Consider the following 12465-nt stretch of genomic DNA (forward strand, 5'->3'; position numbering starts at 1 on the left):
CTCCTTTCTTATCCAGCAGAAAAAGCCTTGTCGCAAAACAAGGCTTTTTCTTTATCGTTATCCTGCCAGAGTCCAGTTCATTAATAACCCTGCTTGAACAAGCCCCCCGCCAAATCCATAGAGCATTACTTTGTCTCCTGACTTCAGCTTGCCTTCTCTAAGTCCCTTCTCTAAGGCTAAAGGAATGGTAGCGGATGATGTATTGCCAAAGTGCTCCAGGCTCCATAACGTTTTTTCGAGAGGAAACCCGCTCTTTTCACATATGGATTCAATCATTCTAAGATTTGCGCTATGGGGCACAAACCAGTCAACCTCTTCTAATGTAAAATCACTGTTTTCCATTAGCCGTTTCATTCCTAGAGGAACAGTCGTGACGGCCCACTTGTAGACTTCCCGTCCGTTTTGCACCATAAAGCCAGGGTTTTGCAGCTCCTGTTTATTCATTTGTTTAGATAATCCTGTCCGGTATAAATGAACCCCGCCTTCACCTTTTGAGGTCATGTAGGAAGATAAGAAACTTGGGTTTTCTTCATCATACTCAACAAGCACAGCACCGGCTCCGTCTCCAAATAAGATACAGGTAGCCCGGTCGCTGTAATCTGTAACCTTCGATAACGTTTCGGCACCGATAACGAGTATCTTTTTGTGCAAGCCCGAAGTGATTAAACCATTTGCCATGTGTAACCCGTACACAAAACCAGCGCATGTTGCGTTTAAATCGAGTGCACCGGCATTCTCCAACCCCAGTCTTGCTTGAATTTGGCTGGCTGTACTTGGGAAAGCATAATCTGATGTTGTTGTTGCGACGAGAACTAAATCCACGTCTTGTATGGGCTTCCCATATCGTTTTATTAAATTTTCAACGGCTGCTACGCACAAATCTGTCGTGAATTCCTCAGGGCCAGCTATACGTCTTTCTCTAATGCCGGTTCGGCTAAAAATCCATTCATCATTCGTATCCACCATTTTTTCTAAATCAAAATTCGTCAGGACACGCTCAGGAACATAAGTTCCGAGGGCTGTGATTCTTGCTTTAGATAAAGTACTTTGCATCTAAATCCCTCCACAATTAAATAGTATCCTCATTATATCACTAACTACTAATACCAGGTACTAAATTTAAGCGAGATGAATTTTATTCAGCTATTTTTTGTGTTGAAATATTAGTATATAAAAAAGCAACCCGTCCCGGCTGGCGGGACAGGCTGCTTCTCTCTTATTATTGTATTTATTGCTCAGAGTCTCCTTCTTTCGTACGGCTGCGGGTCATTTGCTGCCATACCGTCCCGGCTGCCTCTTCCCCGCCTTCAATCCGTTCGAGCGCAAGGCGAATCTGCAGGCTAACCTCAAATTCCGGGTCATCCTGTGCTGCGCGCAGGGCCGGGATTGCCGTTTCATCCCCCACTTCATAAAGAAAACGGGCGGCACGCCAGCGAACGAGCTTGTTTTTGTCCCTTAGCGCCTCCATCATCGGGCCCATAGCATCCGTGTCGCCGAGATCAGACAGCGTATCGCCCGCCGTCCGCCGCACAACAGCCGATTTATCACGCAGCGCTTTGAACAGGTACGGTAATACTTCTTTTCCTTCAATCATCCCCAGGTACACGACGGCCAGCCGGCGAATCGATGTTTTCGGATCCTCCAGCGCCCTGCCGAGAAGTTTGATATCCGCTTTCGTGGGATTCATTTGTTCAAGTGCCGCATACCGTGTTTCCCAGTCAGGCTCTTGAAACATGGCGGCTATTTCTTCTGATGAGAGGCTTTTCTTAACCGGGGGTTTTCCGTTTTCGTTCACCTCAAACGCCTGCTTAACCAGCGTGTCGAGCCGCTCCTGGTCGTAAGCCGCAGCAAGCTCATCTGCCACTTGCTTCCCGATTTCACTCATCTCCCCATAGCGGACGCCCCGCTCCTCCCATTTTCGCTCCATGACAAGGTTGGAAGAAGAAGCTTGTGCTTGAAGGGCCGCCTTAGCAAATCGTTCCGGGAGGCCGACACGTACCTGCTGCTCCCCGGCCAGGAGTTTAATTTGCATTGGAATTCCTCGGAACATCTGCACCTGGACCTGAACCTCGCCAAACGTATCTAAAGCGGGCTGCGCTGTGTTTTCTGTTTCCTCATTCAAGGAATGAGAGGCAGAGGATGCATTACCAAAAATTTCGCGCACCTTTGAAAGAATGCTTTGCCAGTCAACGCTGGCAATGCGTTCTACGGCTATGAAATCCACAACATGAAAAACCCCTTTTACCCCGGGCACTTCCAGCATTTTTTTTTATGTAGTCCGGAGCGTTTTCCACATTCTCTTTTGTATAATTTCTGCTTACACCAGCCGGAAGGCTCTCATCCAAATTCAGCTTCATTGAATTTGGGCTTGGTGTAGGTTCAATTGAAACAATTTTCATGAGTACTGTCTCCTTTCCTATTATGCAGTTTATCCATCTTCTATTCCCCGCTAACACAACGAGGGGGAGTGAAGTCTTGCCGTTTCTTTTTCGAATATAACTATAACATATTTGTTTATAGTAATAACTAGTCGTGACCATTAGTTAACACTTTATAGATGCGGTTGTTTCATAATATACAATAAAGCGCACCGTGTTTACATAATTATAATTATGTAAACACGGTGCGCGATTATCGTTTGCTTTTTTTATTAATTTACAACCGGCAGAATAACCTCGAAGCATGTTCCCTTCTCCATTTTGCTTTTCACATTTATTTTTCCCTTGTGATTTTTAATAATGTTGTAGCTGACCATCAAACCAAGTCCCGTTCCTTTTTCCTTCGTTGTATAGAAAGGTTCCCCCAGTTTCACCAGTTTCTCTTCCGGTATGCCGCACCCCTCATCCGTAAAGCGTATGAGGACGCTGCTTGCATCCGGTTTTTCTACTTCGACGAGGATTCTTCCACCCTCCTTCATCGACTCTAAAGCGTTTTTCAAAATATTAATAAACACTTGCTTTAATTGATTTTCCTCGCATTCGATGAGAGGCAAATCCGAAGCAAAATGGGAGACAATTTCTACCCTCTCCATAATCGCCTGCGTTTCAAATAATGTAATTGTGCGCTGGACAATTTCCTGAATGGAATTCTGTTTAAATGTAATCAAATGCGGTTTTGCCAGCATTAAAAATTCAGTAATAATGAATTCAATGCGGTCCACCTCGGATAACATAATATCCAAATAAGCCGCTCCATCCTTTTCTTTCTCTTTATACAGCTGGAGAAATCCTTTAAGAACAGTCAGCGGATTGCGTACTTCATGCGCCACGCCGGCTGCCAGCTTTCCAGCGATGGAAAGCGTATCGGCTTTGCGGAGGGCTTCCTCTGTTCTTTTTCTTTCTGTTATTTCCCGCGTAACGTTCATCGTCGCTGGTTTTCCATTGTAATGAATGGGCATGACCGTCGTTTCAACATCTACTGTATCCCCGTTAATTTTCACCATTTTGTGTTCAATTGGTTTAATGATACCCCCTTTATTTTGAACGCTGTCAATCATATCTAGTATTAATTTATGTTCTTCTTTTGGGATGTAACGGAAAATATCCTCTCCAATAAAACCGGATGCATCATCGGAACCCAGGAGTCTTGCACCACCTCTATTCATATAGGAGCAAAATCCGTCATGCCCGGCGGCAATCATATCAGGAAAATGTTCAACCAGCAGCCGGTACCTTTCTTCGCTTTCCCTCAAACATTCTTCTGTTTGCTTGAGCTGGGTAATGTCGACAAAAGTGGAAACAACCTGAGTCAGTTTTTCCCCATTCAAATCGAAAACAGGCTCGGAGTTACCGAGTACCCAGCGGCGTGCCGGCAAGCTGTCATGCTGTATACCGATCACTTTATTTCGGACAGGCTTGCCTGTCTGCAGTGTGAGCATAAAGGACTGCTCTTCCCAGGGAAGCGGAGATCCGTCCTCATTAACGAACTCCCATTCCATTTCCAGGGAAGAAGGACCGACAATCTCATGCTCAGAAATCCCCATAATTTTGCATGCCACGTCGTTCGCGTGCACGACGGTGCCATCGCTATCCTGCAGAACTACCCCCCGGATATGGCGTTATAAAGTCCCTGGTACCTCTGTTTGCTTTTCATGAGTTCTGTTTCAATTTTCTTTCGCTCTGTAATATTGCGTGCCGTAACCGCAAGGAATTTAGGATTTCCCTTTGAATCGAAAACTGGGGTTTTGATTACATCATACGTGCAGACGGACCCGTCCTCTTTTTCGAAGGATTCTTCATGCCGGAATACTTTCCCTGTGCTCCAGGCGTATTCATCCGAGACGTGACAAATAGATAAACTATCACCTGTTCCGTTTTCTTTATATAATTCAGCGTCATTTTTCCCGCGATAGGAGAAATCTTTGATTCCGAAGAATTGTAGGGCTGCCTGGTTGGCCTGCATCCACCGCCCTTCCCCATCCTTTAAATAGATTGCATCCGGCAAACTGTTAATTAACGTATGGAGAGCCCTTTCATTCTCCTGTAGCTGCCGTTGAGAATCTATAATTTGTTTCCGGTCCCGCCGGATAACGAAATCGAGCAGGAACGCTGACAGGATAATAAAGATAATCGCTTTTCCTATATTCGCGTATAACACAACTGTTGGATATTTAAAAGCGGAAGCCAAATAGTTGTCAGATAGGAGAACATAAATTGACGAAAAAAAAGCAAACAGAAACGGAAGTTTCGAAGAGCTCCATTTTATTTCAGGATGACTTCTCTCTGTTTGATGCTTCATGGAACCACCTCATGGCTAATTAAGTAATAATAACAATCAAATCGTAACATTTATAAGAAAAACCCGCCATACTAATATAGCGGGTTGATATCTTTCTATTTGGTTGGGGGCTCGATTTATTGCGCTCCCTCGTTTAGTTCGGCTGCTCCCTGCTCTTCTTTAGGTGTAAGGTTGATTTTAAAGAGCGGCAGGATAATCACCATACCAATCAGGAAAAGAACGCCTGCCGCCTCATAGACGACAACGAGTGAAAATTGTGCTTTCAGCCAGCCGGCAAGGCTCATGGTGAGTACCATCATCCCCATAAACAGCGGGTTTAACACCCCGTTTACCCGGCCGACAAACGCCTCTTCTGTCGCTTGCAAAATCATGGTGCTAATCCCGATATGAATGCAGGGGAAGAAAAGGCCGTTGAAAAACTGCACCGTCAATGTTAATGGCAGGTTGGTTGATAAACCAACCGCGATAATCGAAATGGCGCTGACAAGAAACCCGGCAGCAACCAGCTTCTGTGGGGCGACTTTCTTCGCTACTCCCATTACAAGTCCTCCGCCGATAAGCATGGCCGCTCCGTTAATCATCAGCAGCCACTGTACGCTCTCTTTCGGCAGCCCGAGCCGCTCCATCACGATGAAAACACCAAGCGGCTGAATAATCCCTACTGCAAGACCGGCGAAAACGAAGGCGCCCCCAAGCGATTTTAATACTGTTTTCGAAAGCACATAGCTGAAACCGTCTTTCATCTCCTGCCAGAGGCCTGTTTCTCCATTCTCTTCTTCCGCCTTGCGATCCGCAGGCAGAAAGACAAGAACAGCGGCTGAAAGAAGAAAAGAGACGCCCATTACGCCAATGGCAGTGTAAATGCCAAACGTTTGATAAACGAAGGTGCCGATAATCGGGCCAATAATCATAAAAATAGCCATCAAGGTTTGAAACATCGCCATTCCCATCTGCAGCTGCTCGGCTGGAACGTGGATTTTAAAAAGCTTCATAGCTGAAGGCTGGGAAAACTGCGAAAGAATGGCCGAAACAAGGGTAACAAAGAAAACAGCCTCCCACGTGCCATAAATTAAGGTTAAAAGCACGGCAAATACGGAAAGCGCACTTAATACATCGCACCACACCATCGTTTGTTTCGGACGCCATCTATCGGCAAACGTTCCGCCGATAAATGAAAACAGAAAGATGGGGGCGAATTCGACAACCGAGATTAATGAAACAGAAAATGGATCATTGTTCGTTTTGTCCATGACAAATAAAAGAATCGCAAAATTACGAACCCAGATCCCGATTTGCAGAAGGATCCCTGACAACATAATCGCTTGAACGAATCTGTTGCGAAAAAAACTTGCTTTTGCAGGCGGTGCTGCTGACATCTTTTTCACTCCCTGTTTCCCTTACACATTGGACAACATGTCTATGTGTTTGTTTTCTACATAGACACTTTATATCGGCGTTTGACTTTTGTCAAACATAAAAAACCACTTCTTTATCTCTCATATAAAGAAGTGGCTTTTGCCGTTACGCGTGTATTTTTTATTTTCTTAAATTCTCTTTATCTTTTAGCCTGTTTTGCTGATCTGCCAGCCTGCTATTTGTTTCTATCTCATCGGTGCCGCTGCTCTCGGTATGTTCCTGAACATTCTTTGCGTAGTTCGTAAACTGCTCGTTTCTTTTTTCGGCTTCCTTTTTTGCTTGCAGGAGTTCATCTATCTTGTTGTTCTCTTTCATTCTTCATCCCTCCTAATAAAATAGCTTATGTACTTACTACCCTTTCATTTAAAGGAAAAAACAGAAAATAGCAGGATTACCATGATAGGAATACGTTTAGCAAGGAAGTGGTATGAATAAGATAACCATATCGAAACGAAGGAGCCGACGCAATTGAAGCTTACAAGAGAATTTTATAACCGCGATACGCTAACGGTGGCGCGCGAACTGTTAGGCAAGCGGCTCGTCCATGTCATTGACGGCGTGGAACGGGGCGGAAAAATCGTGGAAGTGGAGGCGTATATCGGACCTGAGGATAAAGCATCCCATACATATAACGGACGGCGAACCGAGCGCAATGAAGCGATGTACGGACCGCCCGGACATGTCTATGTGTACTTTATATACGGAATGTATCACTGTGTGAATGTCGTGACGAACGCGGAAGGCAAACCGGAGGCTGTGTTGCTCCGCGCCCTGGAACCGACAGATGGCATCGAACAAATCGTGGAAGCGCGCTACGGAAAGACCGGGCCGGTAAGCCGTCGTGAATACATCAATTTATTGAATGGGCCGGGTAAAATATGCCGCGGGCTTGCGATTGACCGGAAGCATAATGGAATGGATTTATGCGGCGATGAACTGTTTATTACATCCGATTTCTCTCCGGGCACCGCGAACGAAGAGGCGTTTCAGATTGAAGCGGGACCGCGCATAAACATTCATTATGCGGAAGAAGCCATTCATTACCCGTGGCGATTCTACATTGCGGGGAATCCGTTTGTGAAAAAAATCAATGCGGTAAAACCAAAGAGGGGCCAGGAGCGCTTGTAAGCTTTTCTGGCCTTTTTGCATCATAAGCGTTAAGTTTTAAACGATCGTTTAAAACTTTATTCGCCTCGTAATGCAAGTAATCCCCTTGCACGATCGATGCCGTATCGGTTCACTTTAATCTCATCGGCCACTAAGTCCTTGTATTCATACACAATCGCTCCCGCTGTGGCATCGAGCAGCCCTTCTTTCTCTAAACGAACAACGAATGAATACAGCGTCTTTGCTTTTCCGGCACGACTGTACCTGTGGTAAATGCGTCGTAAATTCGGAATGCCCCGCTCATAATCATCATAAATCTCCAGTAAAATTTGATCTTCTGTATTTAAACACATAATCCGTTACCCCCTCCGCCTCATAGTGAAAATCAGCCCTTTTCATTTAACATATGAAGCAGCTTCCCGTTTTTTAACAGGAATTTTTAAACAATTCTCACACAAAATGACCCGGGCAAATGATTTTAAACATACGTACCTATTCCCTCTTCGTTTCATAGGCTGTTAGAGTAAATTTATTTTCTATAAGGAGGCACACATGCAAATACACGTCGTACAAAGGGGGCAAACGTTAGGGGGAATCGCTGCCGCATACGATACAACGGTAGAAGCGATTATCCGTACGAACGAGCCGCCCGACCCGGCCAATCTGGTTGTTGGGCAGACACTGGTCATTCCTATCGCAGGCCGTTTTCACTGGGTCCAGCCTGGTGAAAGTTTGTACTCAATCGGTCAGATGTATGGTATTCCCTACCAGACCATTGCACGGGTGAACCGGATTTCACCAACCGCAGCCCTCGCTGTCGGAACGCGGCTTTACATTCCGCCGGCTCCAAAGCGGAGGACGGAAGTGAACGCGTACATCGAACCAAGGGGCACCCAGGTAAGCCCGGCGTTAGAAAGCTCCGCGAGAGAAGCCGCGCCTTATCTTACCTATTTGGCTCCGTTCAGTTTTCAAATTCAAAGGGACGGTTCATTAAAAGAGCCGCCATTGGGGAATTTGCCTGATATTGCGAGAAGAAATAATGTAACACTCATGATGGTTGTCACGAATTTGGAAGAAGGACAGTTCAGCGCGGAACTGGGACGGATTGTGCTCAATGATCAGCAGATTCAGAATCAGTTGCTGGATACCATTATGGCAACGGCGCGGCGATTGAATTTCCGCGATATCCACTTCGATATGGAGTTCCTGCGCCCTGAGGATCGGGAAGCTTATGCGCGTTTCCTTCGCAGAGCGAAAAGCCGAATCAGCGATGCCGGTTTCCTGATGTCAGCGGCGTTGGCTCCAAAAACGAGTGCCACGCAGAAAGGGAAATGGTATGAGGCGCACGATTACGCTGCGATTGGCGCGATTGTGGATTTTGTAGTTATTATGACGTATGAGTGGGGCTACAGCGGGGGGCCATTATTTACAGTAAGCATAAAAAAGAAGCCAGACTATGGACAATATTCGCTTCCCGTTGCTTCATAAGGCTTGTCATCAATAAGCAATAATGCTATAATTTGGTTTCGGTTGAGATTTTCTTTTCAGGCTATGTTTGATACGTAGCCGCTTTTTACATACTTCCAGCAATATGGCTCCGCAGAAGAAAGCTCAATCGCCATCCTGCCCATTCGCTTGTTCTTCCCCTTGTTCGTTTTGAGCGACTCGTTCCGGGATACCGGCGTTAATAATAAATTCAAAATACCGCCGCATTGCCTCATCACTCGGCATTTTAGTAATAGGCGTCTTATCTTTCATCACATCCTCCTCCCTCGTTATAGCGTATGGGAAGAAATCATGCGGACTGCCCTATCATTTTGTTGATATAATAAAAAGAGCTAACCACAAATAATGGGGTTAGCTCTTTATTTTTTGATTCACGTTATTTTAGTATGTTTTTTCTACGCGGGTGCTTTCTACTCTGCTATTGCTTGTTACTGTAACAAAGACACGGTTGGAAACTGTGCTTAACTGGCCTACATTCACTGTTGCTGAGTAGCTGGTTGATCCGGCAGGTGCAGTAGCGGTAGCCGATCCCAGCAAATTTCCACCTGCAGCCGCATCATATACTTTAACTACATCACCGGATGCCAGGTTGTTTACTGTGATTGTATCGGCCGTTGTTGCGTCATTGTTTGTGATGGAAATATCCCCAACGGCAGGTGCATTTGAAGCTGTAGGTTCTGCAGGATATCCTTTTGCAACGCGTGTACTTTCTGCACTGCCGGCACTCGTTACTGTCACATAAATCGTGCCGCCTAATGTATTGCTCAACTGCTCTACTGTAACCGTCGCTGAATAGCTACCGGAGCCGTCAGGCTGGGCTTTGGCGATTTCACCAAGCAGTTTTCCGTCTTTTGCCGCGTCATATACTTTTACAATGTCGTCTGCTTTGAGTCCTGTAACCGTAATCGTATCGGATGTCGTAGCGTTGTTTGTTACAGTAATATTGCTGGCGGACGGTGCAGCTGTTGTTGTCAGCGGCTGTTCTGCTGTGTATGCTTTTTCGATGCGCGGTGTGCTTTCTTTTCTGCCCGCGTAGGTTACTGTTACATATACGTTGCCTGTTGTTTCGCCTAATTGAGGTATGTTAACTGTTGCCGTACCATTATTAGTAGCGGTAGCGGACCCAAGTTGATTTCCGCCTGTTAGAGCGCTGTACACTTTAACGGTATCACCGGCTCTTAAGTTTTTCACAGCAACGGTATCCGGAGTTGTTGGATTGTTTGTAACGGTAATATCATCGGCTTTGAGTGTTGGCGTGCTGAGGCTGCTGTTAATTCTGAGCGCCATCGCTGCAATTTCCTGGCGCTGGGCTGTCTTTTTCGGGAAGAAGTTTGTTCCATCCCCATTAAGAAGTCCTTTCTCCATTACAGCCTGGACAGCAGGCCTCGCCCAGTCACTAACAGTGTTTTTATCTGCTGCCTGGATTTTATCACCTTTGCCTTTTAATTCAATGCTTAATACATTTGTGATAATTCCGGCTAATTCTTCGCGTGTAATGTTAGCTGTTGGATTAAATTTGTTTTTACCTGCAACATCCTTGCCTACACCGTGCATATAACCAGCCATGGTTACCGCTTCGATAGCGTCACGGCTCCAGCCGGCAGGCACGTCACTGTAGGATGAGGTGCTTCCTTTTGTTTCGTTGAGACGCATAATTTTTACAAGGGCTGCAGCCATTTGTTCGCGGGTAATTGTATCAAGCGGATTGAAGTTTCCATGGGTATCCCCGTTCATCAATCCCTGAGCGCTGGCCTGCGTGATTGCTTCTTTTGCCCAAGGTCCGGCTGTATCAATATCCCGGAAGGAATCTGTTCCGGTTGTACCGGTAGCAGCCGTCGTTCCGGCAGTGCTCGAAGTAGAACCTGCTGTACCCGTTGTTGTTTCGGCAAATACAGGAGCGGATGCAAGAATCATAGAGAGCGCCGTTGTCGTTGCCAATCCTTTGATGAAACGATTCTTATTTTCTTTTTTCATGTAGTTTTCCTCCTTGTTTTCCTAAAATAGCGGAGCAAAAAGAACCCCTTTCCAGAGGGGAAATTAGTATGTAAATCTGCTCCACATTTCTACTGCGGTAATACCACAAAGTAACTATAGGAAAACATAGTTGATAGATCTTTGTCCATACTCTTATTTTTTCCAGTTGTATATAGCGAGGAGAATGAATAGAAATATAATGTTATTTCTCTGGTCCCCAGGTAGTAGAAACAGGAGGCTGGTATAAGATGAGGGCGGCTATCTATATTCGAGTCTCTACCGATGAACAGGCGAAAGAAGGCTACTCCATCCCAGCGCAGAAAGAAAGGCTAAAACAGTTTGTCCGCTCCCAGGATTGGAGCATTTATGACTATTATCTTGAAGAAGGCTTTTCAGCAAAAGATATGAACCGGCCCGAACTCAGGCGCATGATGGAGGCTGTTCGCAGCGGGAAAGTTGACGTTGTGCTTGTTTACCGCCTGGACCGCCTGACTCGTTCGGTTGTGGATCTCTACCAATTGCTGGATGAGTTTGAAAGATACAATGTGAAATTTAAGTCAGCTACTGAAGTGTACGATACGACGAGTGCAATTGGCCGCTTATTTCTAACGCTGGTGGCTGCGCTTGCCCAGTGGGAGCGGGAAAACCTTGCTGAACGGGTACGCTTCGGTATGGAACAAATGGTGTATCAGAAACAGCGGCCCGGTGCCCCTCCCCCCTTCGGCTATAACCTCGAAAATCAAATGCTCGTAATTAATAGGGAAGAAGAAACTGTTGTCCGCCATATTTTCGATCGTTACATAAATGGCGCTGGCATGAACAAAATTGCGATCGAGTGCAACCGGCTCGGTTACCGTTCTAAGAAAGGTGCTGGGTTCACGCGTGCGACCATTCATAGCATTTTAAAGAATCCATGCTATTACGGTGCTCTGCGCTGGAACTACCGCGATGCCGCGAATGGAAAAGTAAATGAGCCGGAGCAGTGGATTGTTATTGAAAACGTGTACCCTGCTATCGTTGACAAGGAGACGTTTGAGCTTGCCCGGCAAGCTATGGAACGCAGAAGCGGCAAACACCCGCGCCAGCTGGCATCTGTCTACATTTTTTCCGGGCTCCTGCGCTGCAACCGCTGCGGCGGAGCGATGACCGGCCATACCATGACGAAAAAAGAGAGCGAATACCGGCTTCAGCGTTACATTTGCAGTAACGCCCGGTTGAAAACGTGCGATGCCCCTTCCCTTACGGATCGGCTGGTAGAAGAAGCGTTTGTTGGAGAGCTTGCCCGGATTATCCACATGTACAGCGATATTGCGAAGGCGGTTCGGAAGAAAGGAAAAAGAGAGAATCCAGGCGAACACCCTTCCCCGGCAAGGGAACTCGAAAAAATACAGAAAAAGCGCATGCGTTTTCAGCTGGCATTTGCCGAAGGGTTATTGAGCTTGAAGAACTGCGGGAACGGCTGGCTGAACTGAGCGGGCAGGAGAAAGATGCCAGGGAAAATGCACAAAGGAACGCTTTGAAAGGCGAGGCTTTATCCGGGGAGGATCTCTTTCGCACCCTGCTGGAGACAAGAAAAATCTGGCATCAGGCGAGTATAGAAGAAAAAAAGCAGATGGTCTATATTCTAGTAAAAAAAATGGTTGTCGATTTACCTGACGAACAGAGAAAAAATAGAGTAAGAAAAGAAATTATTGTGCGTGAACTTGAATTTCACTAATGAAAGAG

The 12465-nt window shown here is 46.0% G+C and carries 11 protein-coding genes and 2 pseudogenes; 4 read left to right on the forward strand and 9 right to left on the reverse strand.

Going from position 1 to position 12465, the window contains the following annotated elements; all coding sequences use genetic code 11:
- Positions 1 to 57: 57 nt before the first annotated feature.
- The 6 genes and pseudogenes from MBEAL2_RS13240 to MBEAL2_RS13265 form a co-directional block, all read right to left on the reverse strand.
- The gene (locus tag MBEAL2_RS13240) at positions 58 to 1053 is read right to left on the reverse strand and encodes a ketoacyl-ACP synthase III (protein ID WP_047152766.1); all 996 of its coding nucleotides are present in this window, start codon (positions 1051 to 1053) and stop codon (positions 58 to 60) included.
- Between the two features lie 175 nt (positions 1054 to 1228).
- Positions 1229 to 2399 (reverse strand): annotated as a pseudogene (locus MBEAL2_RS13245) (conserved virulence factor C family protein).
- 251 nt (positions 2400 to 2650) lie between these two features.
- Positions 2651 to 4012, reverse strand: coding sequence for a PAS domain-containing sensor histidine kinase (locus MBEAL2_RS13250; RefSeq protein WP_052947705.1), 1362 nt, complete (start codon positions 4010 to 4012; stop codon positions 2651 to 2653).
- Positions 4013 to 4038: 26 nt separating this feature from the next.
- Positions 4039 to 4737 carry a PAS domain-containing protein gene (locus MBEAL2_RS13255; RefSeq protein WP_047152767.1) on the reverse strand — a complete coding sequence of 233 codons (699 nt, stop codon included), beginning with the start codon at positions 4735 to 4737 and terminating at the stop codon, positions 4039 to 4041.
- 116 nt (positions 4738 to 4853) lie between these two features.
- Positions 4854 to 6113, reverse strand: coding sequence for an MFS transporter (locus tag MBEAL2_RS13260; RefSeq protein ID WP_047152768.1), 1260 nt, complete (start codon positions 6111 to 6113; stop codon positions 4854 to 4856).
- Between the two features lie 160 nt (positions 6114 to 6273).
- On the reverse strand, positions 6274 to 6468 hold the full coding sequence (locus MBEAL2_RS13265; RefSeq protein ID WP_047152769.1) for a hypothetical protein: 195 nt from the start codon (positions 6466 to 6468) through the stop codon (positions 6274 to 6276).
- Between the two features lie 153 nt (positions 6469 to 6621).
- Here MBEAL2_RS13265 and MBEAL2_RS13270 point away from each other — a divergent pair, with 153 nt between their 5' ends.
- Entirely contained in the window at positions 6622 to 7281 is a 660-nt protein-coding gene (locus MBEAL2_RS13270; protein WP_047152770.1) for a DNA-3-methyladenine glycosylase, read from the forward strand.
- Between the two features lie 56 nt (positions 7282 to 7337).
- On the opposite strand, the gene MBEAL2_RS13275 is transcribed toward MBEAL2_RS13270, so the two are convergent.
- Positions 7338 to 7613 carry a hypothetical protein gene (locus MBEAL2_RS13275; protein ID WP_047152771.1) on the reverse strand — a complete coding sequence of 92 codons (276 nt, stop codon included), beginning with the start codon at positions 7611 to 7613 and terminating at the stop codon, positions 7338 to 7340.
- A gap of 199 nt (positions 7614 to 7812) precedes the next feature.
- On the opposite strand from MBEAL2_RS13275, the pseudogene MBEAL2_RS13280 reads away from it, so the two are divergent.
- Positions 7813 to 8697 (forward strand): annotated as a pseudogene (locus MBEAL2_RS13280) (LysM peptidoglycan-binding domain-containing protein); the annotation flags it as partial.
- Positions 8698 to 8871: 174 nt separating this feature from the next.
- Here MBEAL2_RS13280 and MBEAL2_RS31790 read toward each other — a convergent pair.
- Both MBEAL2_RS31790 and MBEAL2_RS13285 read right to left on the reverse strand, forming a co-directional pair.
- Positions 8872 to 9018, reverse strand: a complete 147-nt coding sequence (locus MBEAL2_RS31790; RefSeq protein ID WP_161798212.1) for a hypothetical protein — start codon at positions 9016 to 9018, stop codon at positions 8872 to 8874.
- Positions 9019 to 9147: 129 nt separating this feature from the next.
- The gene (locus tag MBEAL2_RS13285; protein WP_047152772.1) at positions 9148 to 10740 is read right to left on the reverse strand and encodes an S-layer homology domain-containing protein; all 1593 of its coding nucleotides are present in this window, start codon (positions 10738 to 10740) and stop codon (positions 9148 to 9150) included.
- Between the two features lie 248 nt (positions 10741 to 10988).
- Between MBEAL2_RS13285 and MBEAL2_RS13290 the strand changes: the two genes are divergently transcribed.
- Both MBEAL2_RS13290 and MBEAL2_RS29270 read left to right on the forward strand, forming a co-directional pair.
- Positions 10989 to 12212, forward strand: a complete 1224-nt coding sequence (locus MBEAL2_RS13290; RefSeq protein WP_052947707.1) for a recombinase family protein — start codon at positions 10989 to 10991, stop codon at positions 12210 to 12212.
- 44 nt (positions 12213 to 12256) lie between these two features.
- Positions 12257 to 12457 (forward strand): hypothetical protein, encoded by a 201-nt coding sequence (locus tag MBEAL2_RS29270; RefSeq protein ID WP_052947708.1) that lies wholly within the window; start codon positions 12257 to 12259, stop codon positions 12455 to 12457.
- Positions 12458 to 12465 lie beyond the last annotated feature (8 nt).

The sequence above is a fragment of the Aneurinibacillus tyrosinisolvens genome, assembly GCF_001015055.1.
Taxonomy (GTDB): domain Bacteria; phylum Bacillota; class Bacilli; order Aneurinibacillales; family Aneurinibacillaceae; genus Aneurinibacillus_A; species Aneurinibacillus_A tyrosinisolvens.

Bases quoted from the DNA above. Each gene is read 5' to 3' on its own strand.
- MBEAL2_RS13265 (WP_047152769.1), bottom strand. From the start codon at position 6,468: ATGAAAGAGAACAACAAGATAGATGAACTCCTGCAAGCAAAAAAGGAA.
- MBEAL2_RS13255 (WP_047152767.1), bottom strand. From the start codon at position 4,737: ATGAAGCATCAAACAGAGAGAAGTCATCCTGAAATAAAATGGAGCTCT.
- MBEAL2_RS13285 (WP_047152772.1), bottom strand. From the start codon at position 10,740: ATGAAAAAAGAAAATAAGAATCGTTTCATCAAAGGATTGGCAACGACA.
- MBEAL2_RS13275 (WP_047152771.1), bottom strand. From the start codon at position 7,613: ATGTGTTTAAATACAGAAGATCAAATTTTACTGGAGATTTATGATGAT.
- MBEAL2_RS13260 (WP_047152768.1), bottom strand. From the start codon at position 6,113: ATGTCAGCAGCACCGCCTGCAAAAGCAAGTTTTTTTCGCAACAGATTC.
- MBEAL2_RS13290 (WP_052947707.1), top strand. From the start codon at position 10,989: ATGAGGGCGGCTATCTATATTCGAGTCTCTACCGATGAACAGGCGAAA.
- MBEAL2_RS13240 (WP_047152766.1), bottom strand. From the start codon at position 1,053: ATGCAAAGTACTTTATCTAAAGCAAGAATCACAGCCCTCGGAACTTAT.
- MBEAL2_RS31790 (WP_161798212.1), bottom strand. From the start codon at position 9,018: ATGAAAGATAAGACGCCTATTACTAAAATGCCGAGTGATGAGGCAATG.